This window comes from Endozoicomonas euniceicola (genome assembly GCF_025562755.1).
Taxonomy (GTDB): domain Bacteria; phylum Pseudomonadota; class Gammaproteobacteria; order Pseudomonadales; family Endozoicomonadaceae; genus Endozoicomonas_A; species Endozoicomonas_A euniceicola.
In genome coordinates this window covers 2,746,992-2,770,507 of the sequence record NZ_CP103300.1, presented here as the reverse complement: position 1 = coordinate 2,770,507, position 23,516 = coordinate 2,746,992, and the positions used below count along the sequence as shown (strand labels likewise).

The window sequence follows — 23,516 nt, the reverse complement described above, 5'->3', positions numbered from 1 at the left end:
GTTTCAAAAGCATAGGGAGCCATTGAGAGGACGTCTGTAAGACTATGGGCTTAGTTTTGATCAAATGAATATAAAATTATTTTTTATTCTTTTCAGTAATAATGTATTCATCCTTCAATTTGACATAATTACCCGCACTGTAGGTAAAAAAACTGATTTCCTGTCCGGTCAGTGGACGAACCATTTTGGCCGGGTTGCCTTTATAGAGAAAGCCGCTCTGCAAACGCTTGCCCGGAGGCACCAGGCAGCCTGCTGCCACTACAACCTCCTCTTCAACCACGGCACCGTCCATCACGATAGCGCCCAGGCCAATCAGGCAACGGTCATGAATTGTGCATCCGTGCAGGGTAACGCTGTGGCCAACGGTAACATCGCTGCCAATGCTCAGGGCATGGCCTTTAGGGTTGTAATGGCTGGCGTGAGTAATGTGCAGAACGGAACCGTCCTGAATACTGGTACGTTCACCAATCCGAATGCTGTTCATATCGCCCCGCACGACAGCCATAGGCCATATAGAGCTGTCTTTGCCAATCACCACATCGCCAGTTACCACTGCGGTAGGGTCGATAAATACTGCTTTTCCGGTAACCGGTGTTTTCCCTCTGAAGGTTCTTATGGCAGGGTTCATGGTGCATCTCGCTCTGGTACTGAGGATTAGAATTCGGTTTTTAACTATTCTATCAGGCTCTCTGTCTTTTATTGGCCCAAAGACGTATAAACAGTCAGGAGTGAGGGAAAGTTTAAACGGTCGGTACTCCGGATGCTTGAAATAGCGTTCCGCTGTACCCATTGTGATGAATAAGAACAGACCAGAGAGTATTACACATGAGCAACCCGCTGCTTCAGCCTTCCGAACTGCCTCCTTTTTCAAAGATCAATCCTGAGCATGTGCAGCCAGCGGTTGAAACCATCGTTAAAGAAAATGAGCAGGCAATAGAATCGTTACTGGCAAAGACAATCCGTTTCAGCTGGCAGTCTTTGCAGGAACCAATGGATGATTTGGGTGACCGCCTTAACCAGGCATGGTCTCCGGTAGGACACATGAATGCAGTGGTGAACAGCGATGAGTTGCGTGATGCCTACAACGCCTGCCTGCCCATTCTGTCCGAGTATTCTACACGCATTGGGCAGAATCAGGCTCTGTATGAAGGCTATCGCAACATTGCGGAATCGGATGATTTTGAGCAGCTCGACAAAGCTCAGCAGAAAGTGATCAATGACTATCTGAGAGATTTCAAACTGGCCGGTGTCGCCCTGCCTGAAGACAAAAAAGCCCGTTACGGCGACATCCAGAAAGCGCTGTCTGAGCTGACCAGCAAATTCTCCGACAATGTGCTGGACGCCACCATGGCGTGGTCAAAGCTGATTACCGGTGAAGACGAATTAAAAGGGTTGCCGGAGTCGGCACTGGCGGGTGCACGTCAGTTGGCTGAGGCCAAAGGCCACGATCAGGGCTGGATGTTGAACCTCGACTTTCCAAGCTTCTTCCCCGTCATGACCTACTGCGATAACCGGGAACTGCGTGAAGAAGTTTACACTGCTTTCTTTACCAGGGCTTCTGATCAGGGACCCAATGCAGGTGAGTTTGATAACGGCGAAAACATTAACAATATCCTGAAGCTGCGTCATGAGCTGGCGCAACTGCTGGACTTTGATAATTATGCTGAATACTCCCTGGCCACCAAAATGGCTGAAACGCCGGACCAGGTGGTGGCGTTTCTGGAAGACCTGGCAGTACGCAGCAAACCTCAGGCGGAAAAAGAGCTGGCAGAACTGAAAGCTTTTGCCAAAGAGGAATTTGGTGCCGATGACCTTCAGGCGTGGGACATTGGTTACTACGGCGAAAAACTGCGGCAGAACCGTTATGCCATATCTCAGGAAGAGTTGCGCCCGTGGTTCCCGGCAGAAAAAAGCATTGATGGCATGTTTGCCGTAGTCGGGAAGCTATTTGGCATCACCTTTGAAACGGTGACCGATGTGGATGTCTGGCACAAAGATGTGCGCTTCTACAATATTAAACGCGATGGCGTGGTGATTGGTCGTTTCTATCTTGACCTCTATGCCCGTGAACACAAACGTGCCGGCGCCTGGATGGATGAGTGTCGTGTACGTCGCAGAGCGCCCGGTCAGGAAAACGTGCAGCTGCCCGTCGCTTACCTGACCTGTAACTTTACGCCGCCTGTTGGCGATAAGCCTGCACTGTTGACCCACGACGAAGTGGTTACCCTGTTCCATGAATTTGGTCATGGCCTGCATCACATGCTGACGAAAGTGGATTACTCTCCAGTGTCAGGCATCAACGGTGTGGCATGGGATGCCGTCGAATTGCCAAGCCAGTTTATGGAAAACTGGTGCTGGGAAGAAGAAGGTCTGGCACTGATTTCCGGACATCACGAAACCGGTGAGCCTTTACCCCGTGAAATGCTGGATAAACTGCTGGCCGCTAAAAATTTCCAGTCTGCCATGATGATGGTGCGTCAGCTGGAGCTCTCCCTGTTTGACTTTAAACTGCACAAGAATTATGCAGAAGGCAAAGCAGTTGAGGAAGTATTGAGTGAAGTGCGAGAGCAGGTTTCAGTTGTGATCCCACCGGCTTTCAATCGCTTCCAGCACAGCTTCAGCCATATTTTTGCGGGTGGTTACGCGGCCGGTTACTACAGCTATAAGTGGGCTGAAGTGTTGTCTGCCGACGCGTTTTCCCGCTTTGAGGAAGAAGGCATTTTTAACCGTGCCACCGGTGAGTCTTTCCTGAATGAAATTCTGGAGAAAGGCGGCTCGGCTGAACCTATGGAACTGTTTGTAAAATTCCGTGGTCGTGAGCCTGAGATTGACGCTCTGTTGCGTCACTCTGGTATTGCCTGACTTTTTCTGGCGTAGACAATCCAGAACTTACCCGCTGCCTGAAGGCAGTCGGGTAGAGTGAGTCGCTAGTGACTGGACTGGGATTGGCGAATGAGCAGCTCTAACTGGTCGAAGCGCTTGTCCTGCTGCTCGAAACGTTTGTCGATCTGGTCGAAACGTTTGTCGATCTGCTCGAAACGTTTGTCGATCTGCTCGAAACGTTTGTCGATCTGCTCGAAACGTTTGTCGATCTGGTCGAAACGTTTGTCGTGCTGGTCGAGGCGTTTTTCAATCTGGTCGAAACGTTTGTCGTGCTGGTCGAGGCGTTTCTCAATCTGGTCGAAACGTTTGTCGTGCTGGTCGAGGCGTTTGTCGATCTGGTCGAGGCGTTCGTCAACCCGTTTAAATCCGGCGAGGGTTGCTTCCGCCAGTGCGCCGACAGAGGACTCCAGTCTGTCTATTCTGCGGTCTTGCTGATCAAACCTGACACGATTCTCACGCTGATTTTCCAAGACTATCTGCTGTGTCTCGGCAGTGATATTTATCAGTTTGCGGACTGCATCATCCAGCGTTTCAAATTTGTCTTCTAACGACGATACTCTGGCTTCAAGGCTCATACTGCATACCGTTCTGTTTATTGTTCGGGCTTTGAGCATAGCAGATGATCACTCAAACCTCTGGCCTTACCAAGGTAAATACTATAGCCTGCACCGTAGCTGTTTAGCGGAGCATCGCTTATGACAATAAAACGGTTTATAGCCGGAGCTGTTTGCCCTGCCTGCGGTATTCAGGACTCTGTGCGGGTATTTCAGAAAGAAGACTGTGATATCAGGGAGTGTGTTGACTGCGGTTTTTCTGATGAAGTGCAAAACAAGCCTGCTTTGGTGGGAGAACTTCCGGAAACCAGAATCTCCCACGAAGGCGAAGGCAGGCATAACACTGTAGATGAAGACCTGAATGTCCAGGTGGTTCGAATATTGGGCAGCTAATTAGGCAACTAGGCTGCGGAAGTAAACTTCAGGTCGATGCCCATTTGGTGGGACATACAGTTCCATTTCGACCAGACGTTAACCCATTCATCCGGGTCTCTCTGACTGATAAACAGCTGGAATTTATCCGGGTTGAAAATAGCCTGGGAGCGCGTCATATGCCGTACTGTCTGCTCCACTATTGAGTCCAGCTCATTGCCAAACTCTTCCCCCAGAATGGCGTGAATGATCAGGTTAGGCCAGGTCATATTCATGGGGATCAGAGTGCTGCCGGTTTTTGCCAGCCAGGTATCGTTGACTTCTTCAATCAGCCGGTGGGCAAAGTAGGATTTTTCCAGCAGCTCATACATATCTACGTCTGATCGTGACTGAAGGACAGGAGCCATAAAGTTTTCATCGATGATATCCAGAAACGGATAGATGAGGCTTTCGATACCCAGTTCTTCAGAGGCTTTTTCAAGCGCTCTCAAAAAGTCGGGAACATGGTCTATATATTCAGCGGCGAACTTCAGCAGAGTTTCGCATGGGTTCTCTTCTGGTAGTTCTATGGTGTGGTGTAGCTGGTGGTTGAGCTGATTTTCCACCAGTGCGCTTAAATGCATGCTCTGTGCTTCGTGCTCTTTCGCACGATTGATAAGATCACTGATTGCCTGCACGTCCATTTGTGCCTCCATTGACAGTGGCTGGTACTGACTGATGATGAGATAATTGACCATAGAGACAGACTCAGCACAAGCAATTTTAAATATCCCTTTTTCATAAGAAATATTAATTTTAGAATTAAAAAAGAAAATAAAAAAATGCCTTGTTTTATAAGCTATTTCATGTCTCTCGAAGCAGTTGTGCAGTCAAAAAAATGACACACAAAATATACTGAAATTGTTCGCATCTTCATTGTTTTTCACTAAAGTGGCCTGAGAAAATTTCTCCTGAAAAACAGGAAATGAATGCAATGGGTTTCTTGTTGTTGTGACTTTTTTAATAGTGAGTTCCAGATCGCTTTTGACTGGCATGATGATTTCTGACAAGTGTGTATGAAGGAATTGAAATGTCATTATTGCAGAGTACTAAAACGTCTTTTGTCGTTTGATTTTGGTCTGGGTTCAGAGGCTGGTATCGCCCCTTATCTCTGCCAGCTCATTGCCCACTAACACCCAGTTCTCCACAAGGCTAATCAACACTTTCCGATCCAGCTTCTGCTTGCCCTGAATTGCGCATTCCCAGATTACCAGCAATCGCCAGCCTGACATTAACAGGGCGTTTCTATTCCTCTCATCCCGTGCCTGGTTCTTACTGATCTTTTGCTGCCAGTACTCTGTATTGCTTTTGGCAGGTCTGTTAGCCGGACAGTCGTGCCCATGCCAAAAACAGCCATTGACCTGAATGACAGCTTTGTATCTTGGTAAAACTATATCAGGCGTTCCAGGTAAGCGTTTCACATGGACTCGATAGCGAAACCCCAAAGAGTGTAGCGCTTTTCGAACATACAACTCAGGCTTTGTATTTCGGCTTGGAATTGATGCCATTATGTGGCTGCGCATCGAGGTGTGAGTGCTATCCCTTTTGGGGTTTGAACCTGACAGGTATTTTCCGGCTTTATCTGGAACCATAAATTTTAATGGAGTCTAATTGGTACTAATGAACGCCTAAGATGAGGTAGTACCTGTGTTGCCACTAGAAAGAACTCAACGCATTCTTGATCGGTGTCTAATCGAGCTTAGAAAAAAATCGCCGGATGAGGTGAGAAAATATCAGGGAACAGCTTTTGAAGGCTATCTTGCGAGGGTTATGCGCTTAGTCATCGCTCAGGAAGTAGCCTTCAACGGAATCGAAGTCAGGGAAATTTCAGGCCAGAAGTTTCCAGATATCGTTCTGAAGTTTCCTGACCGATCAGCTATGATTGGTGTTGAAGTTAAGACGACCAATAGCGACAAGTGGCAAACACTGGGCGGCAGCATTTTTGAATCTACTCGAGTTGATGGCGTGGATGAAATAATGCTCTTTTTCGCTAAGCTGGGCGGTAAAATTGATTACCGATTCAAACCTTATGAGGATTGTGTAAAGGATGTTCTGATTACGCATAAGCCTCGTTATAGCATAGATATGACTATCGACAGCGATGAAACGGCCTTCTCCAAGATAGGTATGGGATACGAAGAAGTAGGGAAACTGTGCAACCCCTTTAAGGGAAGCAGCAGAACATAATATACCGCTGTTGGCTTTTGGCTTTTGGCGGTTGGCTGTATGAGCAGCTAATAGCCAACAGCCAACAGCCCGGTAAGTTATTGAATGCTGCGCCCCTAAGCCATTCCGTAAGTACCTGAAAGAAAAATTCGGTGCTTCAGCTGACCTTTGGTGGGTTGAGGATGACCTGGCCGAAAATATCGATCCAGAGGAGGTTGGCAAGTTTGTTTTTAAGGCATGGCCTGAGTTACCAGCGCAACTAAGAAGGGAGAAAATTGCTGAGGCTTGCACGCTGTTTCCAGAAGCTTTTGTTGGTAAGTACATGCGCGTATCCACTTATCTTGCGGCTCGTCACAAAATAGTTGACCACTCCCTTCGGGATCGATTCAGCGCAGGCGGTAAGATCGAAGTTATCCAAGGCTCTATAACCTATGGTGATGTTCCGAGGATTTTTGAAAAACTTAAAGATCCCGGATTTCTGAAAATGGTAAGGGAGTGCATTGAGACGACTGATCCTGAAGTACTGGCTGATTACTGGGGACAAAATGAAGAGAGACTAGCGTCGCTTGATAAGGGTGAGCTGTTTAAACTCTGGGTTTCTGCGGTTGACAGTGAGTTGCGTGTTAAGCACTCCGGCAAAGAGATTCCAGATCCTAAAAGGTTGATATCTGATACTCTGGAAGCTTCAGAGTAAAAGGTATCGTTAAAAAACATCAAGGCATCGTGTTGAATAATAAACGAGTACTATCGCTTTTTAGTGGCTGTGGAGGCATGGATTTAGGATTTGAGGGTGGCTTTTCTGTCGCCAGGGAATTTATTAATCCTGAGATATTTCGTCATTTCGCCAGCCCTGAAGACGGCATGGTGTACTTGCCGGAAACGAGCTTTCAGACAGTTTTCGCTAACGACATACTCAAATACGCCGAAAGTGCCTGGAAACCTTTTTTCCAGCAAAGGGGCGTAGACTCTGAATTCGTTTTTCATACGGAAAGTATTGTTGATCTGGTAAAAAAACATAAGTCCGGCGAGTTTGAATTTCCAGAGAATATCGATGTGGTAACGGGCGGCTTTCCTTGTCAGGACTTCAGTGTTGCCGGTAAGCGTAATGGATTCAATTCCCACAAGTGCCATCATAATGCAATGGGTACGGAAGTGTCCGCCGAAGAAAGTCGTGGTAGCCTGTATCTTTGGATGAGAGAGGTCGTTGAAATCACCAAGCCTAAGGTATTTGTCGCTGAAAACGTAAAAGGCCTTGTTTCCTTGGGAGACGCTAAAAAGATTATTGAAAATGACTTCAGGAATATTGATCAAGGCTATCTGGTTGTTCCTGCCCGGGTGCTTTTTGCGCCTGATTATGGCATTCCCCAACGTCGGGAGCGGGTGATTTTTATTGGACTGAGCTTGAGGCACCTAAACCCCGGGGTCGCACAGCTTATAGAGAGTGGAAAAATTGATGTTTACCCGCCACGGACACACTCAGAACAGGGGAATGATCGGCTAGCGCCCTATTCTCAGGTTCGACATGCGTTAAGAGGGTTAGAAGAGCCAGGGGTATCAAACGATCTGGCACAACAGAAATTCTCCAAGGCTAAGTACTGTCCGGGGACTCAGGGGCAGGCCGAGGTTTCTTATCATGGTGTCGCTCCTACCATAAGAGCTGAACATCACGGCAATATTGAGTATCGACGCTTGTCCAGGGAGAATGGCGGAAAAAATACAGAAGAGTTAGATCTTGGTTTGGTCGAACGTCGTTTAACTGTCCGCGAATGCGCAAGGATTCAAACCTTTCCCGACAGTTATGAATTCGTTCGGTCAAAGAGGAAAGGCGTGGAATACCCATTAAGCGCTTCAGGAGCTTACAAAGTTATTGGTAATGCCGTTCCGCCACTGCTGGCTTACCATATCGCTCGTCATATTGAAGCCCTATGGGTCGGCATGTTTAACGATGTGACAGTAGCAGAAACGCAAGTCAATTTGTTTGAGGCAGAAGCAGCTTGTGCTTAAGGATGAAAAAACAGCGGTGGGTTTTACGCCGCTGGCCTGAACAATGAAACCATCACAGAGTATTAAGCGTCTTTTGTCGTTTGCTTTCAGTCTGATTTTTACCATGAAAATTTTCTTTCTTCGTTGTGGTGATCAGGAGAAAATGTGCTGGAATAATTTCCTTTTTTTTATCCATGTTGTTTAATGGAGTTCTGAGACTATACTCTTTGGGTCATTATTGTCAGATCCTAGGGGTATGTATTGCAGGGTGTTTCTGCGATTTGGGTTTAGCAAGCCGGGAGGACAGATTGACACCTGTTTTATCCGGGTACTCAGGCACTAATGTCTTGGTAGCTTATAAGCTAGCTAGGGTGTAGTTAATTTGCAGTGTCCAGGTAGTGTGACTTTGTCTTCTGATTCTGAAGGCGTTTTGATAAATGGTCGCTCTTGCATAGAAATTTACCCTTTACCACGGTTTTGAGTTCCGCTGGTTGGTGTTTGGGGAAAGCGTTTTTCAGGCAAGATGCTGTAATGACCAGGGTAGGTCGACAAGGACAATAACAAAATCAGTTAATGATGTTTGTTGACTGGTTTACACCTCTGAATGCAGGGCTCTGGGTCTGCTCAATAATAATAAGAAGTTTCCGCCTCAACTCATTGAGACCCCTTTGAGAACGAGTGCGGATCGTCAGGGGATGTAAGGGAATGATGCAGCACATGCGAGCACTTTTTCTTCTTGCTACCGGTTTTATTGGTAGCTTGTTGCCGGTACGCCTGATGGCGGACTGGCAGGTCAATATGACTGAGGGGGTGACGGCTGTCAGCCGTTCCATCTACGGTCTTCACATGACAATTTTCATCATCTGCGTCGTTATTGGCGTGCTGGTGTTTGGCGTCATGTTCTATTCAATCATCATGCATCGAAAGTCCCGTGGTGTTGAACCGCAGCATTTTCATGAAAGTACGCTGGTTGAAATTGCCTGGACCACGATTCCGTTCCTTATTCTGGTTTTAATGGCTATTCCTGCCACCAAAACCCTCATAGACATTTACAACACTGATGAAGCCGAAGTGGATATTAAAATCACGGGCTACCAATGGAAGTGGCAGTACGAATATCTGGGAGAAGGCGTTTCATTCTTTAGTAATCTGTCGACGCCGAAAGAACAGATTTACAACGTCCGCAACAAAGAAAATAACTACCTGCTGGAAGTGGATGAACCATTGGTATTACCCGTCGGCCAAAAGGTTCGTTTTCTTGTCACCGCCGCAGACGTTATCCACTCCTGGTGGGTTCCGGCCTTCGCCGTTAAGCGCGACGCAATTCCCGGATTTATTAACGAAGCCTGGACTAAAATTGAAAGGCCAGGCATTTACCGTGGGCAATGCGCCGAACTGTGCGGCAAGAATCACGGCTACATGCCGATTGTGGTTGATGCCAGAACACCTGAGGATTTTGAATCCTGGCTGTCGGAGAAAAGACAGGAAGCAGAAAAGGTCAAACAGTTAACCCAGGAAAACTGGGACATGGATAAGTTGATGAAGCTGGGCAAAACCACTTACGAAAAAATCTGCGCAGCCTGTCATCAGGTGGGCGGAGAGGGAATGCCTCCATTGTTCCCGGCATTAAAAGGAGCTGATATGACGGTTAAGGCTGACGGGCTTGAAGGCCATGTTGATATCGTTATGAACGGCAAAAAAGGGTCAGCCATGCAGGCGTTCGCCAACCAGCTGAATGAAGCCGAGCTGGCTGCCGTTATCACCTATGAGCGAAACGCATGGGGCAATAACACCGGTCAGATTGTCACTCCAAAACAGATTCTTGAGTACAAGAAGACAGGAGAGCTGAAACCAGACGACAGCGCCAAACCTGCTGCAAACCAACAGCAAGCTGCTCTTAACAATCCAGCATCGCTGTGAGGACGCCATTATGACCGAACAGACACTTGAACATCACGACGATCACCATCACGGTCCGGCAAAAGGCTTAATGCGCTGGGTGTTGACCACCAACCACAAAGATATTGGCTCGATGTATTTGTGGTTCAGTTTCATTATGTTTCTGACGGGTGGCGCCATGGCAATGGTCATCCGGGCCGAACTGTTTCAGCCCGGATTACAGATAGTCGAGCCAGCATTTTTTAACCAGATGACCACCATGCATGGGCTGATCATGGTGTTTGGTGCGGTTATGCCTGCTTTTGTCGGGCTCGCGAACTGGATGATTCCGATTATGATTGGCGCGCCTGATATGGCGTTGCCAAGAATGAATAACTGGAGTTTCTGGATTCTGCCCTTTGCTGCCCTGATGCTGGTGAGTACTCTGTTTATGGAAGGTGGCGGCCCTAACTTTGGATGGACGTTCTATGCGCCGTTGTCCACTCATTATTCCCCACCTTCAACGACCTACTTCGTTTTTGCCATTCACATGCTGGGTATCTCGTCGATTATGGGGGCCATTAACATCATTGCCACCATCCTCAACCTGCGTGCCCCAGGCATGACCATGATGAAAATGCCGTTGTTCGTCTGGACCTGGCTGATCACTGCCTACCTTCTGATTGCGGTCATGCCGGTTCTGGCTGGTGCGGTGACCATGGTACTGATGGACATCCATTTCGGTACCAGTTTCTTTAATGCGGGGGGCGGTGGTGACCCTGTGCTGTTCCAGCATATCTTCTGGTTCTTCGGGCATCCGGAAGTGTACATCATGATACTGCCATCGTTCGGTATCGTGTCTGCCATTATCCCTACCTTTGCCCGCAAGCCGCTGTTTGGTTATACGTCGATGGTCTATGCCACCAGTAGTATTGCATTCCTGTCGTTTATTGTGTGGGCGCATCACATGTTCACAGTAGGAATTCCGCTGGTAGGTGAACTGTTCTTTATGTATGCCACCATGTTGATTGCGGTGCCAACCGGCGTGAAGGTTTTCAACTGGGTAACTACTATGTTTCGTGGCGCCATGACCTTCGAAACGCCTATGCTGTTTGCCATTGCTTTTGTGGTGCTGTTCACCATTGGTGGTTTCTCCGGGCTGATGCTGTCCATTGCGCCGGCCGATTTCCAGTACCATGACACTTACTTTGTGGTGGCACACTTCCACTATGTTCTGGTGCCTGGTGCTATTTTCGCCATCTTTGCCGCTGTGTATTACTGGATCCCCAAGTGGACCGGTCATATGTACGACGAAACGCTGGCAAAAACCCACTTCTGGTTGTCGTTTATTGGCATGAACCTGACATTCTTCCCAATGCATTTTGTTGGCCTGGCAGGCATGCCCAGACGAATTCCGGATTATGCTCTGCAATTTGCCGACTTTAACCAAATCGCCAGCATTGGGGGCTTTCTGTTTGGAGCCACGCAGTTATTGTTCCTGTTCATTGTGATTAAGTGCATTCGTAGTGGTAAAAAAGCGGAAGCGCAGGTTTGGGAAACCGCAGAAGGACTGGAGTGGAGCCTGCCTTCCCCGGCACCCTACCACACCTTTACGACTCCTCCTGATGTGAAGTAAGGCAGGGGTTTCGGTATGACGGATAAGGAAAACAGAGAAGAACAAACTGTCGATCTGTCACGGCGAACCGTATTGCGTACCGCACTGGTTGCGGGCGGTATGTTTGGGTTTGGTTTCGCTATGGTGCCCATTTACGACGTTTTCTGCAAAGTCACGGGCCTGAATGGCAAGACGGACCCAAACCCTTATACCGGCAAAGCGGAAATGGATACGAGTCGTATTATCAAAGTGCAATTTGTGGCAACGAAAAATGCAGGGATGATCTGGGATTTTCATCCGGATATTTCAGAAGTTGAAGTGCATCCCGGTCAGGTGGGAGAGCTTAGCTTTTACGCTCGCAACCCAACCAGTGAGCGAATGATCGGTCAGGCAATACCCAGTGTCACGCCCTTTCAGGCCACTAATTATCTGCACAAGGTGGAATGTTTCTGTTTTACTACCCAGACCCTTGATGCAGGCGAAGAAAAAGTCATGCCGCTGAGAATTATTGTGGATCAGGAATTACCCCGGCATATCACCAAACTAACCCTGTCGTACACTCTGTTTGATGTGACGACCATGGGGGAAAGGACGCTGAAGTCTTGAGGAGAGTTTAATGGCTGACGAAGGTAGCTATTATGTTCCGGCACAGAGCAAGTGGCCCATCATAGCCTCTGTCGGCATGTTTGTGACGCTTGCGGGTGCGGGCATGATGATGAACGATATGTCTGCCGGTGTAAAAGATTCCAATGCACACTACGTGCTGTTTGGTGGTGCGCTGATTATGGCTTATATGCTGTTTGGCTGGTTTGGCAATGTCATCAGGGAATCCCATGCCGGTCTTTACAGCGCACAGATGGACCGTAGCTTTCGCTGGGGGATGAGCTGGTTCATTTTCTCGGAAATCATGTTCTTCTTCGCCTTTTTTGGCACACTGTTTTACATTCGGATGTTCACAATTCCCTGGCTCGGTGGTGAGGGGCACGGGGAGATGACGAACAAGCTGTTATGGCCGGAATTTGCCGCCCAATGGCCGCTGATGAAGACACCGGATAATGAGACCTTTCCTGGCCCGGACGCTATTGTTGACCCTTTCCACCTTCCTCTCTTAAACACGTTATTACTGGTCGCTTCCAGTATCACCCTGACCATTGCCCATCATGCCTTGCGCAAAGATGAGCGCACTAAAGTTAAAGTCTGGCTGGTGGCAACCCTGATCCTCGGTTTTGCATTCCTGTTCTTTCAGGCAGAAGAATACATTGAGGCCTACAACGAACTGGGGTTAACCCTGAATGCGGGCATTTATGGTTCCACCTTCTTTATCCTGACGGGGTTCCATGGAGCCCATGTCACGCTTGGGGCGCTGATGCTGACTGTTATGTTGTTCAGAATTTTCAAAGGCCACTTTGAGCCTGAAAAGCATTTTGCCTTTGAGGCCGCCAGCTGGTACTGGCACTTTGTAGACGTGGTCTGGATCGGTCTGTTTATCTTTGTCTATCTACTGTGATAAACATAATGGTTGATACTATGAGTTTACCGGTATAACCAGGGGGCATGGCTGTGAATATCACCGTGCAGCCATGCCAGCACAATGATCAGCATGATCAGAGCCGTCAGGGTGATACGTGCCGTCAGAGAGTTAACGAGCTTGGCTGATCCGCTGCGGTCGGTGATGAGGTAGAAAAGCCCCCGAGCCAGGCAGACGAGTACGGCGAAGAAAAGAACAAGAATAAGAATTTTTAACCACATACCAGACTTCCATTGCTTAAAGAGCCCCATAAAAGGCTACGAAAAGCATAACAGTGGAACTGGATTGAGCACCAGATGTTGAAGTATAGAATCAAGTTGTCGCTGTTGGTGATACTGTTACTGCCCCTGCTGGTATTTCTTGGGCTGTGGCAGTTCTCCCGCTATGAGCAAAAGCTGGAACTTGAGCAGATGCTGACTGAGCGTCTGGCTATGTCCCCTCTGTTTTACTCTGAAGTAAAACGCTTTCCTGACCCCATGTACCTGCCTGTAACCGTACAGGGGCGGTTTGATGCTTCCCGTTATTTTTTACGTGACAATCAGGTGTATGAAGGTCTGGCAGGGTATGAGCTGATTATGCCTTTTACGACAACTGACGGACGTTCTCTACTGGTCAACCGGGGCTGGCTGGGCAGTGAATCCAGGGAGACGCTGCCTGACATTAAAACACCGGAAGCGGTGGTTGAGCTGACGGGTACGCTTTATCGTCCTTTAGGAAAAGCCTTCACCCTGGGCGACGATATCTGGGCTGAATCATGGCCCAAGCGCATTCAGACACTGGACTTCAACAAAATGAAAACCGCACTAAACCTGGAAGTTCCATCCATGCTGCTGGTTCTGGCGGATCGGCAACCGGGTGCTTTACAGGTTCGTCCGGTCACCATGAAAACAACATCCGGCAAGCACCTTGGCTATTCGTTTCAGTGGTTCACTATGGCGCTGGTACTGCTGGGACTTTACCTCTGGCAAATGATCAAATTCAGGAAGCACCAGCATGCAGGAAGTCACCTATAACCACAAAGAAGCAAGTAATAAAAGTAAGCCGGATAACTCGTCTGGCAGAGCGAAAGGCCGGTGGCAGATGTTACTGATTTTTGCGATTCCCGCCTTTGCTATCTGCCTTTCTTACCTGATGTACTTCACCGGAGCGCTCGTTCCCGAAGGTAAAACCAATAAAGGTCAGCTGATCCTGCCACCCAGGTCGCTTTCACAGCTGAACCTGACACAGGGAAGTCAGCTATTTTCTGAAGCAAACCTGGATGGACGCTGGGCAATTTTGGTATTTGGCAGCAAAGACTGCTTGTCTGAATCCTGTCAGGAGGCTATGTACCAGACCCGGCAGGCACATATTGCGCTTGGCAAAGAAACAGACAGGGTCGTGAGAGCATTTATTGCGGATGAAGAACTGGCCTTGACCAACAGCTTTCAGCAGGAACATCCCGACATCTTCTGGCTTAAAGCCAATAAAGCCAGTTTACTGAAGGAACTTGACCTCAGGGAGTGGCCGACAGGGCGTTATTTTATAGTCGATCCCCTTGGCAATGTCATGATGGGGTATGAGCCTGCGCAGTATGGGGGTGATCTGCTTCAGGATTTAAAGCGATTACTGAAAGCTTCGAAAATCGGCTAGTGCTTTTCATAGTAAGAATAACGACAGCGGCAGTATAAGGGGCTCTGACATGGAAACGGCTAAAAAGAAAGGCTTTTATCTGGCATTGTTTGCTACCGCTCTGGCAATGGTTGTGGTGGTATTGGGCGCTTATACTCGACTGGTTCATGCGGGGCTGGGCTGTCCTGACTGGCCGGGCTGTTATGGGCAGTTGACCGTTCCTGAAACCGCAAGGGAAATAGCCGTGGCCGAAGCTTTATTCCCTGATTCACCCGTAGAGGTTGAAAAAGGCTGGGCGGAAATGATTCACCGCTATGTAGCCGGTCTGTTACTTCTGGTGGTGCTGAGTATTGCACTGGTTTCGTGGAAGCACCGTAAAGAGCCGGGTCAGCCGGTTGTTCTCCCTTTCTTTATCCTTGGACTAATTACTTTGCAGGCCGCTTTTGGTATGTGGACAGTAACGCTGAAGCTGTGGCCTCAGGTGGTGACCCTGCATCTTCTGGGAGGCTTTGCCACTTTCAGCCTGTTGTTTCTTCTAACTCTTCGGCTGTCTGGCATGGGCTGGAAAAAGCTGCCTCCGGATACTGCTCAGGGTTTAAAAGGGTTGGGTATAGCAGGCTTGCTGGTAGTCATTGCCCAAATCACTCTGGGGGGCTGGATCAGCTCAAACTATGCAGCCCTCGCCTGCCCTGACCTGCCCATGTGTCAGGGGCAATGGCTGCCCTCCACTGACTTTGCAGAAGGGTTTGATATCACTCAGGAGATAGGCCCGAATTATCTGGGCGGACAGATGGACTCTGCTGCCCGAACGGCTATTCACCTGACTCATCGAATGGGTGCTTTAATAACAGTGCTGGTGCTATTGCTGCTAGCTGTCCGAGTGTTCAAATACGGTAGACAACTGCCTTATAGTTCACGATTCAGCCTGAAAAAAATAGCAGCCAGCGTCGTGTTTATTCTGACGGTTCAGGTACTGCTTGGGCTCAGCAATATTGTCTGGCACCTGCCATTACTGGTGGCTGTTGCACATAATTTATTTGGGGCTTTGCTGCTGTTGTCTCTGGTAGCTTTAAATTATCGATTACATGTTTCAGGGGATGAATGAGGAAGCTTGTTATGAACAAGGTAACGTACAGCGAACCCGTCCAGTGGAAGGACTATCTGGAACTGACCAAGCCCAAAGTGGTTGCGCTGATGGTGCTGACTGTGGTGATAGGCATGTGCCTGGCAACGCCGGGTATTGTGCCACTGGATGTACTGTTGTTTGGTAATACTGGCATCGCTTTGTCAGCCGCTTCAGCAGCGGTTATCAACCATGTGGTTGACCGGCGCATTGATAACATCATGGCTCGAACGCACAAGCGACCGGTAGCAGAAGGAAGAATCGCCCCCGCACAGGCAATAACCTTTGCCTTTGTTCTGGGCGTAACGGGGATGGCTATTCTGGTCTGGCTGGTTAACCCCCTGACGGCCTGGCTGACACTTGCGTCCTTAATAGGTTATGCCGTGGTTTACACGTCGTTCTTAAAGCGTGCAACGCCACAAAATATTGTGATTGGCGGGCTGGCCGGAGCCGCCCCTCCCCTGCTGGGCTGGACATCGGTAACAGGACAGTTTGAGGGTAATGCCCTACTGCTGGTACTGATCATCTTTGCCTGGACCCCTCCGCACTTCTGGGCTCTGGCTATTCACCGTAAAAAAGAGTACGCCAAAGCTGATATTCCCATGCTGCCAGTCACCCATGGCGAGGCCTATACCAAACTGCATATCGTGCTTTATACCGTGATTATGATTCTGGTCAGCGTGCTGCCTTTTCTCACGGGAATGAGTGGTTTACTCTATCTGGCCGGTGCTTTGGGGCTGGGGGGACGATTCCTGTACTGGTCAATGGCCCTGATGCGTGACAGTCGCCCCCATGCTGCCATTAAGACGTTCAAATACTCCATCACCTATCTGATGCTGTTGTTTGTCTTTTTACTGGCAGACCACTACACGACATTTTAAGAGTATGCTTTTTCAGTAAAGCATCTGAAATAAACCATAGAGAGAGCCGTATGAAAAAACAGATAAAAGGCAATGTCAGTAAAACCGTACTGTTACTTCTGGCGGCTGTCGGCATGGTGTTTGGCTTAACGTTTTATAAATACTCAACCAGACCGTCTCTTTCTCTCGAAGACCTGCAAAAAATGGGTACTGTCGTGTTCAAAACGCCCCGGTCTTTCCAGATGGCGGACCTGACAGACCACAACGGCAAACTATACAACAGCGGTAATCAGAAAGGTCAATGGACACTGATGTACTTTGGCTACACATTCTGTCCGGATATCTGTCCAACGACACTGAGCCAGTTGAATGGAATGGATAAACAACTAAAGCAGGACAATCTAAATCTGGCTCAACAGATGAGGTATGTGCTGGTATCCGTTGACCCTCGCCGGGATACGGTAGAGAAACTGAAAGGTTATGTGCCTTACTTTAACAAAGACTTTATTGGTGTGACCGGAGAGGTAAAAGACATTCATAACCTCACGGTGCAGCTTAATGTTCCCTATACGCCAGTGCTTAATCCTGAGGATGAATTTTATCTGGTCGACCACAGTGCTAACCTGGCTATCATCAACCCGGCAGGCGAATACCACGGTTTTATCCGCCCTCCCCTGGAGCCTGCAAAGCTTACCCGGATCATGACCGCTGTTGATGAAAACTACAGGCGTTAGGAGTCTATATGGCCATTGAAGTGATAGAAGTTGATTATACAAACCAACAACAGGCTGAAGACCTTGCCGCTCTTCTTAACGAGTATGCAAAAGATCCAATGGGTGGAAATGAATCATTAGATCCTTACGTTAGAGAAAATCTGGCTAAAGAGCTTAATAAAGTCCCCAATGCTTTTAGCATTCTTTGCTATGTTGACAAAAAACCTGCTGCGTTTGCGAATTGTTTTGAGTCATTTTCTACATTCAAGTGCAAGCCACTCATAAATATTCATGATATTGCTGTAAAATATGACTTTAGAGGTAAACATCTCAGCCAAATTATTCTGGATAAAATTGAGTACATTGCGAATAGAAGACAATGCTGCAAAATCACACTGGAAGTTCTTAATGGAAATGCCGCTGCAAAAAAAGCCTACCAAAAATTTGGATTTGAACCCTATCAGTTAGACGGTGATACTGGTAATGCAGAGTTTTGGCAAAAAGAATTAGTACACAAATAACAAAAATTTCAGGGACTGCACCTGCGGCTCATGCCTTGAAATTAGCGATATATGGCGAATTACTTATATTGAAGCAGACCTTTACTTCGATAAACTGCGTGTTTTTTGAAGCCAGTGCATTGCTACTAATGCGTTACTTCGACGTATTCGTAGGTTGGGTAGAGCGAAGCGACACCCAACACGGTGAATAACAATGAGCCCTACAGTCGTGCACTGGGTTAAGTTATCAGATTAAAAACACGAGAACATAATGATCCAGGTTGTAGGTCACAGTAATCCCGATTCCGATAGTATTTGTTCATCACTGGTTGCTGCTGAGTGGCTGAAAATGTCCCGCGGCCTTGAAGCGGTTGCGGTTGCCCAGGGTGAAATCACTGGTGAAACCGCCTTTATCCTGAATGAAGCTGGAGTTACAGCGCCTGCTCTGTGTGGAAGTGTTGAAGGCGAAAAAGTATGGCTGGTGGATTTCACCGACCTGGGTCAGGGGCCTGAAGGCCTCGATAAAGCGGATATTATGGGCGTTATTGACCACCACCGCCTGGGCGACCTGACCACTGTTAATCCGCTGGAAATGTGGATCTGGCCTGTGGGTTGCAGCTCTACCATCCTGTTCAACCTGTTCCGTATGGAAAACGTGAAGATCGAGCGCTCCGTTGCCATTCTGATGCTGGGTGCCATCATCAGTGACACCGTTGCTTTCCGTTCTCCAACCTGTATCGATAAAGACCGTGAAGCCGCCAGACAGCTGGCTGAAGAAGCGGGTGTCAGCCTGTATGACTTTGCTGACCGTCTGCTGCGCGCCAAGACCAATCTGGACGGCCTGACTATCGACAGCCTGGTAGACCGTGACCTGAAGCAGTATGCCATTAACGGTGCCAACGTAGTGGTAGGTCAGGTGGAAATCGCCAGCTTCGAGCAGGTTGAAGATAAAATGGAAGCCCTGGACGCTGAGTTACAGGCTCGCTGCGTACAAGGCGGTTTCAAACTGGCTGCTCTGATGCTGACGGATATCACGTCTTCAACCACTCGCCTGCTGGCGCAGGGGGAGTGGGCTAAAAAGCTGAAGTCCGACAGTGCCGACCGCTGGGTGCAGATGGAAGATACCCTGAGCCGTAAGAAGCAGGCATGGCCGTGGATTCAAAAGACTCTGGCTGCATAATCCGGGTTTGATGCCATAAATATCTCACCGTCATCTTTTAGAGAAAGCGGTGAGGTTCACAAATTACTGTTCCCCTTACCAGTAAAGTTAATTGAACTACCCGAATTATCTATGCCCAATAACAATGTCACTGACCGACACAGAAAAATGATCCGGAAAACGATGGCTTCTATCTTCACGGTAGCGGCCTGTACGACAGCAACGGTTTCTACGGCAAATAGTGGCCAATGGGGGATCGGGGTTTCTTTTCGTCATAGCACTATTCCTTATAAGATTGATCGAGCCGATTCTGTGGGGACGGTCATTCCGCAGATTTTTTATGAAGGCGAAACCATCTTCCTGCGCGATCTGGAATGGGGTGTGAAAGCTTATGAAGATGATGACAATCACATCAACGCCGTCATTAAACGTCGTTTTGTCAGCATCCCTCATCGTATGCAAAATCAGTACCAGGAAGATTCCCTGGACTGGGGGGTGCAGTGGGTTCATCGGGTAAACGACAGTCGCAGCTGGCGCTTTGAGGCGTTGACCGAAACCCGTTCTCTGTCCCGGTCACAGTTTTATGCCGGCCACGACTGGCAGCTGCAATACGGTAAGCTGGAGCTTAAACCGAGAGCAGGCCTGCGTTACAAATCCAAAAAATTTAACAGTTACTACTATGGCCTGAGTGATTATGAAGAGTTCAATGGTCAGAACATTGATGCAGGCATTGAGGCAGAAGCAGGCGTCAGCCTGCGTTACCCATTGTCGGGCGGACTCTATTTAACCGGTGCCCTGGAGTACGTTTATCTTGATTCCAATGCCCGCCATTCGCCCAATGTGGACAGTAATGGCTTTGGTGTTGTCAGGCTTGGCTTTGTCTACTTTGATGAGCCTTCCAAAGGCACTGGAACGGTTCCTGCCATGGCTGAAGGTTCCTATCTGCGAGGGGCTCATGGCTGGGCGACACCGTCGGACATGGGGGAAATCCTTAGCTTTAAATCCGAACGTGATCCCTACAACAATCAGATGAGTTCTGTCTTTTACGGTCATCCGTTACGACAGGGTTGGCTGGGCTATCCCGTGGATATTTATCTTCACAGCGGTATCGTCTACCACTATGAAAAAAACAAAGTAGACGAGAACGGTAGAAAGGTTCAGAACCCGGTCTGGGAAGGGATTGTTTCCATCAAGGCTTATTACAACTTCACCTGGCCAGTTCGCTGGCGTTTTGGTCTTGCGGAAGGTTTATCTTATGTCAGCAGGTTGACCTACAACGAATGGCAGGAAATGGACAAGCAAGGCAGTGAAGGCAGCAAGCTGATGAACTATCTGGATGTCAGCTTCGACGCTAACGTGGGTGATCTTGTCCACAGTAAGTCTCTGGAAAACCTGTGGGTGGGTTACAGTATGCATCACCGGTCTTCTATTTTTAAACAGGCATCCCAGTTTGGTCGTATAAAGGGTGGCAGTAACTTTAATACCGTCTATCTGCAATACCATTTTTAATGGTGGGCGTTATCTGGTCAACTGAATTCGTTGGCCAGATCGGGTATGCCTTACAACCGGCATACCCATAACCATCATCAGTAATTTTTAATACGGACAGGCTCATGGCGTTCGTCCGTATAGATCGCCATGTCTACCTTTTTGCCGTTAACGCTGTAGAAGGTTGACGTAACCGTACCCATCAGGTCGCCACGACCCTTCCAGAGGGGCTCACGGTGAAGTGCCTCAATAGCCTGATTTTCTGTCGTGGCAATGGAGGCGGAAGCCATAAATAACGTTGCTGCTTTTTGGCGTTCCAGTGAGTGGGCGGCAAATTCGGTATTCACGAAATCGTACTCTTTGTACAGCGAGTGATTTGCGTGGGCGAATTTTTGTTCGTGCCGGATTCGCGTTTCTGTCGGGTAACCATTTTCTACGTTTGTCGCCCGGGCGTCTGCGTCCAGCAGAACATAGGAAAAGTAAGCGGTATACTCTCCATGCTTATAGATGTTACTCAACTCTTCCGCTGATTTAACGTTGTAGGCTTCCCAGGACAAATGGTAACTGGGTACGGAAGTATTACCCAGAATGTCGCCATTATCATTCTGTCGGGCAGTTCCTTCATCAGCCATGGTGTTCATCAGGAGTGGCTGACCGCCTTTGGTGACACCACCGTAGGGGATTAGTCCTGCCCAGGTCTGGATAATGCGGGTTTTGCCATCAGCATCGGTATGATTAAGTACGATCAGGCCTTCGTAGTTAATAGCCATGTAATCAAAATTTGCTGCTCCCCAGGCTAACCCTTCACCATTGGTTTGCCCCATGACCGTACATTTTGCTGGCTGCTCACTTTGCAGGAAGCCGATGCCGCCATTGCGTTGTGATTCCAGAATGGCTTCATCGCTCATCCCTACCGCAAGCAGGTAGTCAGGGGATAGCTCCATCGATTCAGACAGGCCTTTAATGTAGGCGGCTGCATCAGGGGAATGTTTTTGCAGCTTTGCAAACACACCTGCGTTTTTAAAGTTCTCGCTCAGACTTTCAAGCGTCAGACCCGGCAGCATCACTCCCAGAGTGGTGTCAAAGCGATGAATTGAGCGAGTGATTTGCTTGTTCGCTACGTCACCAACATGCTTGCCTAAGTCGTAAGTAGAGCCAGTGAATTTAACTTCTGCAATTTGGTCGGTATGCTGGATAAGCTCAGCTTGTACGCACAATGATGATGCCATCAAAGCTGCCGCTAACAGTGTTTTTTTCATAGGAAAGAAGGGATTTTCTCAACGTAATGGATTCATGCAGCTTATTAATAACAAGCTATCAACAGAATCCAATAAGAAGGGAATAGCCATATAAAAGAGCTGATTTGCATCAATGAAGCAGAATTATTGCGGTATGTACGGACAATCCCGGTCAGCGTATTCGACTTATTTGAGACCGGGTGACTGACTAATAATTTATTACTCTCTCATAGTCGTATAAATCATACTGAGCAGGAACATTAGAAAACAGACGACAACGACAGACGGACCTGCCGGGGTATCCAGGTGCCACGAAGCGTAGAGTCCGCCGGACACGCCCAGCAAGCCGAAGCCACTCGACAGTGCAGCCATTTGCTCTGGTGTCCGTGCAAATTTCTGGGCGGTGGCAGCAGGAATGATCATGAGGGAAGTGATCAGCAGAACGCCAACAATTTTCATGGCAATAGCAATCACCAGCGCCATCAGCAGGGTTAATACCAGTCTGGCTCTTTGTACCGGAAAGCCTTCTACCTGGGCCAGCTCTGCGTGAACGGTCATGGCCAGCAGTGGACGCCAGAGCCAGATCAGGGCACCAAGCACAATCGCCCCGCCGCCATAAATCCAGTACAGGTCTTCTACACCGGTGGCCAGCAGGTCACCGAACAGATAGGACATCATATCGATTCGCACATTACCGGCAAAACTGACAGCGACAAGACCGATGGATAAACTGCTGTGAGCCAGTATGCCCAGCAGTGTGTCTGAAGCCATGCGTTTCTGGTTTTGCATCAGTACCAGAATCAGGGCCAGAAGCAGCGAGCAGAAGATAACCGCAAGATTCAGGTCAATATCCAGCAATAAGCCAATGGCGACCCCGAGCAGGGCCGAGTGAGACAGCGTATCGCCAAAGTAAGCCATACGCTGCCAGACCACAAAACAACCCAGGGGGCCAGCGATCAGAGCCACACCAAAACCAGCGAAGAGTGCATGAAACAACAGGTCAGAAATCATGAGATCAGGAATCATGGGGTGTCTCCGTTACCATCCGTCTTGTGAACAACATTCCCTTCTACGGTGTGTTCATGATCATGATGATGGGTGTAAATCGCCAACGCGTCTGATTCTCTGCCGAACAGTTTGAGGTAGGCCGGATCCTGTCGTACCTGAAGGGGGGGGCCTGAACAGCAGATATGATGGTTCAGGCAAACTACCCTGTCGGTAGAAGCCATGACCAGGTGCAGGTCGTGGGATACCATAAGTACTGAGCACCCCTGTTCACTCCTCAACTCAGTGATCAGTTTATAAAGCTCCTTTTGCCCGTTGACATCCACACCCTGAACCGGTTCATCCAGCACCAGCAGGTGTGGCTTGTGCAGCAGCGCCCTGGCCAGCAGGGTTCTTTGCAACTCACCTCCGGACAGGGACTGAACGGGAGAATTAATGACATGCTCTACCCCGGTTCTGCCCAGGGCATTTTTTACGTCTGAAAGTGGCTGTTTAGTCAGGGACAGGAATCGTTTAACGGTCAGGGGCATGGTGTTATCCACGTAGAGCTTTTGTGGCATATAACCGATTCGTAAACCACGTTTGATGGTTCTCTGCCCTGAGTCAGGTTTCTGCAAGCCCAGAACAATACGAACCAGTGTCGTTTTTCCTGCGCCATTTGGGCCGATCAGCGTTACTATTTCCTCTGGCTTCAGATCCAGAGAAATATTGGACACTACGGTTCGCTCCCCGTAAGCCTGGCTGACATTGTTAAGGCTTATTAGAGTTTGAGACATCTTAATCCGTAAAAATAGAGAAGATAAA

The 23,516-nt window shown here is 48.5% G+C and carries 25 protein-coding genes; 17 read left to right on the top strand and 8 right to left on the bottom strand.

The features are described from left to right. Positions 1-76 precede the first annotated feature (76 nt). The gene (locus NX720_RS10675; RefSeq protein WP_262601104.1) at positions 77-628 is read right to left on the bottom strand and encodes a gamma carbonic anhydrase family protein; all 552 of its coding nucleotides are present in this window, start codon (positions 626-628) and stop codon (positions 77-79) included. Positions 629-825: 197 nt separating this feature from the next. Between NX720_RS10675 and prlC the strand changes: the two genes are divergently transcribed. Beyond that, entirely contained in the window at positions 826-2,862 is a 2,037-nt protein-coding gene (prlC, locus tag NX720_RS10670) for an oligopeptidase A (RefSeq protein ID WP_262601103.1), read from the top strand. Between the two features lie 65 nt (positions 2,863-2,927). Here the strand turns inward: prlC and NX720_RS10665 are convergent, their stop codons facing one another. Then, the gene (locus tag NX720_RS10665) at positions 2,928-3,458 is read right to left on the bottom strand and encodes a hypothetical protein (protein WP_262601102.1); all 531 of its coding nucleotides are present in this window, start codon (positions 3,456-3,458) and stop codon (positions 2,928-2,930) included. 120 nt (positions 3,459-3,578) lie between these two features. Here NX720_RS10665 and NX720_RS10660 point away from each other — a divergent pair, with 120 nt between their 5' ends. Next, entirely contained in the window at positions 3,579-3,830 is a 252-nt protein-coding gene (locus tag NX720_RS10660; protein WP_262601101.1) for a YheV family putative zinc ribbon protein, read from the top strand. 8 nt (positions 3,831-3,838) lie between these two features. On the opposite strand, the gene NX720_RS10655 is transcribed toward NX720_RS10660, so the two are convergent. Both NX720_RS10655 and NX720_RS10650 read right to left on the bottom strand, forming a co-directional pair. Then, positions 3,839-4,546 (bottom strand): hypothetical protein, encoded by a 708-nt coding sequence (locus NX720_RS10655; RefSeq protein ID WP_262601100.1) that lies wholly within the window; start codon positions 4,544-4,546, stop codon positions 3,839-3,841. A 387-nt stretch (positions 4,547-4,933) separates the two neighbouring features. Then, complete coding sequence (locus NX720_RS10650) at positions 4,934-5,440, bottom strand: very short patch repair endonuclease (protein ID WP_262601099.1); 507 nt, start codon at positions 5,438-5,440, stop codon at positions 4,934-4,936. A 55-nt stretch (positions 5,441-5,495) separates the two neighbouring features. Here NX720_RS10650 and NX720_RS10645 point away from each other — a divergent pair, with 55 nt between their 5' ends. The 7 genes from NX720_RS10645 to NX720_RS10615 all read left to right on the top strand — a co-directional run bounded on the left by NX720_RS10645 (position 5,496) and on the right by NX720_RS10615 (position 12,997). Further along, a complete protein-coding gene (locus NX720_RS10645) occupies positions 5,496-6,035 on the top strand; it encodes a hypothetical protein (RefSeq protein WP_262601098.1) in 540 nt (179 codons plus the stop codon). Between the two features lie 301 nt (positions 6,036-6,336). Beyond that, positions 6,337-6,708: a hypothetical protein gene (locus NX720_RS10640; protein ID WP_262601097.1), complete on the top strand. Its 372-nt coding sequence runs from the start codon at positions 6,337-6,339 to the stop codon at positions 6,706-6,708. 29 nt (positions 6,709-6,737) lie between these two features. Next, positions 6,738-8,018, top strand: a complete 1,281-nt coding sequence (locus tag NX720_RS10635; protein WP_262601096.1) for a DNA cytosine methyltransferase — start codon at positions 6,738-6,740, stop codon at positions 8,016-8,018. Between the two features lie 696 nt (positions 8,019-8,714). Beyond that, a complete protein-coding gene (gene coxB / locus NX720_RS10630; protein WP_262601095.1) occupies positions 8,715-9,917 on the top strand; it encodes a cytochrome c oxidase subunit II in 1,203 nt (400 codons plus the stop codon). Between the two features lie 10 nt (positions 9,918-9,927). Then, the gene (ctaD, locus tag NX720_RS10625) at positions 9,928-11,511 is read left to right on the top strand and encodes a cytochrome c oxidase subunit I (protein WP_262601094.1); all 1,584 of its coding nucleotides are present in this window, start codon (positions 9,928-9,930) and stop codon (positions 11,509-11,511) included. Between the two features lie 15 nt (positions 11,512-11,526). After that, on the top strand, positions 11,527-12,096 hold the full coding sequence (locus NX720_RS10620) for a cytochrome c oxidase assembly protein (protein ID WP_262601093.1): 570 nt from the start codon (positions 11,527-11,529) through the stop codon (positions 12,094-12,096). Between the two features lie 10 nt (positions 12,097-12,106). After that, entirely contained in the window at positions 12,107-12,997 is an 891-nt protein-coding gene (locus tag NX720_RS10615; RefSeq protein ID WP_262601091.1) for a cytochrome c oxidase subunit 3, read from the top strand. Between the two features lie 26 nt (positions 12,998-13,023). Here NX720_RS10615 and NX720_RS10610 read toward each other — a convergent pair whose 3' ends face one another. Further along, positions 13,024-13,239, bottom strand: a complete 216-nt coding sequence (locus NX720_RS10610) for a DUF2909 domain-containing protein (protein WP_262601089.1) — start codon at positions 13,237-13,239, stop codon at positions 13,024-13,026. A gap of 75 nt (positions 13,240-13,314) precedes the next feature. Between NX720_RS10610 and NX720_RS10605 the strand changes: the two genes are divergently transcribed. The 8 genes from NX720_RS10605 (at position 13,315) to NX720_RS10570 (ending at position 20,490) form a co-directional block, all read left to right on the top strand. Beyond that, positions 13,315-14,031 carry an SURF1 family protein gene (locus NX720_RS10605; RefSeq protein WP_262601088.1) on the top strand — a complete coding sequence of 239 codons (717 nt, stop codon included), beginning with the start codon at positions 13,315-13,317 and terminating at the stop codon, positions 14,029-14,031. After that, positions 14,012-14,647, top strand: coding sequence for a hypothetical protein (locus NX720_RS10600; RefSeq protein ID WP_262601086.1), 636 nt, complete (start codon positions 14,012-14,014; stop codon positions 14,645-14,647). The genes NX720_RS10605 and NX720_RS10600 overlap by 20 nt, the downstream gene beginning before the upstream one ends. A 49-nt stretch (positions 14,648-14,696) precedes the next feature. Beyond that, complete coding sequence (locus NX720_RS10595) at positions 14,697-15,731, top strand: COX15/CtaA family protein (RefSeq protein ID WP_262601085.1); 1,035 nt, start codon at positions 14,697-14,699, stop codon at positions 15,729-15,731. An 11-nt stretch (positions 15,732-15,742) separates the two neighbouring features. Next, positions 15,743-16,630: a heme o synthase gene (cyoE, locus tag NX720_RS10590; protein WP_262601084.1), complete on the top strand. Its 888-nt coding sequence runs from the start codon at positions 15,743-15,745 to the stop codon at positions 16,628-16,630. 50 nt (positions 16,631-16,680) lie between these two features. Further along, entirely contained in the window at positions 16,681-17,343 is a 663-nt protein-coding gene (locus NX720_RS10585) for an SCO family protein (RefSeq protein ID WP_262601083.1), read from the top strand. Positions 17,344-17,351: 8 nt separating this feature from the next. After that, on the top strand, positions 17,352-17,843 hold the full coding sequence (locus tag NX720_RS10580) for a GNAT family N-acetyltransferase (protein ID WP_262601082.1): 492 nt from the start codon (positions 17,352-17,354) through the stop codon (positions 17,841-17,843). 250 nt (positions 17,844-18,093) lie between these two features. Next, positions 18,094-19,002, top strand: coding sequence for a manganese-dependent inorganic pyrophosphatase (locus tag NX720_RS10575; RefSeq protein WP_262601081.1), 909 nt, complete (start codon positions 18,094-18,096; stop codon positions 19,000-19,002). Between the two features lie 111 nt (positions 19,003-19,113). Continuing rightward, positions 19,114-20,490 carry a MipA/OmpV family protein gene (locus NX720_RS10570; protein ID WP_262601080.1) on the top strand — a complete coding sequence of 459 codons (1,377 nt, stop codon included), beginning with the start codon at positions 19,114-19,116 and terminating at the stop codon, positions 20,488-20,490. Between the two features lie 77 nt (positions 20,491-20,567). Here the strand turns inward: NX720_RS10570 and NX720_RS10565 are convergent, their stop codons facing one another. The 3 genes from NX720_RS10565 to znuC form a co-directional block, all read right to left on the bottom strand. After that, positions 20,568-21,728 (bottom strand): C45 family autoproteolytic acyltransferase/hydolase, encoded by a 1,161-nt coding sequence (locus tag NX720_RS10565; protein ID WP_262601079.1) that lies wholly within the window; start codon positions 21,726-21,728, stop codon positions 20,568-20,570. A gap of 198 nt (positions 21,729-21,926) precedes the next feature. Further along, positions 21,927-22,715 carry a zinc ABC transporter permease subunit ZnuB gene (znuB, locus tag NX720_RS10560; RefSeq protein WP_262601564.1) on the bottom strand — a complete coding sequence of 263 codons (789 nt, stop codon included), beginning with the start codon at positions 22,713-22,715 and terminating at the stop codon, positions 21,927-21,929. A 14-nt stretch (positions 22,716-22,729) separates the two neighbouring features. Next, positions 22,730-23,488 (bottom strand): zinc ABC transporter ATP-binding protein ZnuC, encoded by a 759-nt coding sequence (gene znuC, locus NX720_RS10555; RefSeq protein ID WP_262601078.1) that lies wholly within the window; start codon positions 23,486-23,488, stop codon positions 22,730-22,732. Positions 23,489-23,516 lie beyond the last annotated feature (28 nt).

Coding starts and splice junctions, on each gene's coding strand:
- NX720_RS10565 (WP_262601079.1), bottom strand. CDS start 21,728: ATGAAAAAAACACTGTTAGCGGCAGCTTTGATGGCATCATCATTGTGC.
- prlC (WP_262601103.1), top strand. CDS start 826: ATGAGCAACCCGCTGCTTCAGCCTTCCGAACTGCCTCCTTTTTCAAAG.
- NX720_RS10595 (WP_262601085.1), top strand. CDS start 14,697: ATGGAAACGGCTAAAAAGAAAGGCTTTTATCTGGCATTGTTTGCTACC.
- NX720_RS10650 (WP_262601099.1), bottom strand. CDS start 5,440: ATGGTTCCAGATAAAGCCGGAAAATACCTGTCAGGTTCAAACCCCAAA.
- NX720_RS10640 (WP_262601097.1), top strand. CDS start 6,337: ATGCGCGTATCCACTTATCTTGCGGCTCGTCACAAAATAGTTGACCAC.
- NX720_RS10655 (WP_262601100.1), bottom strand. CDS start 4,546: ATGGTCAATTATCTCATCATCAGTCAGTACCAGCCACTGTCAATGGAG.
- NX720_RS10570 (WP_262601080.1), top strand. CDS start 19,114: ATGCCCAATAACAATGTCACTGACCGACACAGAAAAATGATCCGGAAA.
- NX720_RS10615 (WP_262601091.1), top strand. CDS start 12,107: ATGGCTGACGAAGGTAGCTATTATGTTCCGGCACAGAGCAAGTGGCCC.
- NX720_RS10600 (WP_262601086.1), top strand. CDS start 14,012: ATGCAGGAAGTCACCTATAACCACAAAGAAGCAAGTAATAAAAGTAAG.
- NX720_RS10580 (WP_262601082.1), top strand. CDS start 17,352: ATGGCCATTGAAGTGATAGAAGTTGATTATACAAACCAACAACAGGCT.
- NX720_RS10675 (WP_262601104.1), bottom strand. CDS start 628: ATGAACCCTGCCATAAGAACCTTCAGAGGGAAAACACCGGTTACCGGA.
- NX720_RS10605 (WP_262601088.1), top strand. CDS start 13,315: ATGTTGAAGTATAGAATCAAGTTGTCGCTGTTGGTGATACTGTTACTG.
- NX720_RS10585 (WP_262601083.1), top strand. CDS start 16,681: ATGAAAAAACAGATAAAAGGCAATGTCAGTAAAACCGTACTGTTACTT.
- NX720_RS10575 (WP_262601081.1), top strand. CDS start 18,094: ATGATCCAGGTTGTAGGTCACAGTAATCCCGATTCCGATAGTATTTGT.
- ctaD (WP_262601094.1), top strand. CDS start 9,928: ATGACCGAACAGACACTTGAACATCACGACGATCACCATCACGGTCCG.
- NX720_RS10660 (WP_262601101.1), top strand. CDS start 3,579: ATGACAATAAAACGGTTTATAGCCGGAGCTGTTTGCCCTGCCTGCGGT.
- NX720_RS10620 (WP_262601093.1), top strand. CDS start 11,527: ATGACGGATAAGGAAAACAGAGAAGAACAAACTGTCGATCTGTCACGG.
- NX720_RS10610 (WP_262601089.1), bottom strand. CDS start 13,239: ATGTGGTTAAAAATTCTTATTCTTGTTCTTTTCTTCGCCGTACTCGTC.
- cyoE (WP_262601084.1), top strand. CDS start 15,743: ATGAACAAGGTAACGTACAGCGAACCCGTCCAGTGGAAGGACTATCTG.
- znuC (WP_262601078.1), bottom strand. CDS start 23,488: ATGTCTCAAACTCTAATAAGCCTTAACAATGTCAGCCAGGCTTACGGG.
- NX720_RS10665 (WP_262601102.1), bottom strand. CDS start 3,458: ATGAGCCTTGAAGCCAGAGTATCGTCGTTAGAAGACAAATTTGAAACG.
- coxB (WP_262601095.1), top strand. CDS start 8,715: ATGCGAGCACTTTTTCTTCTTGCTACCGGTTTTATTGGTAGCTTGTTG.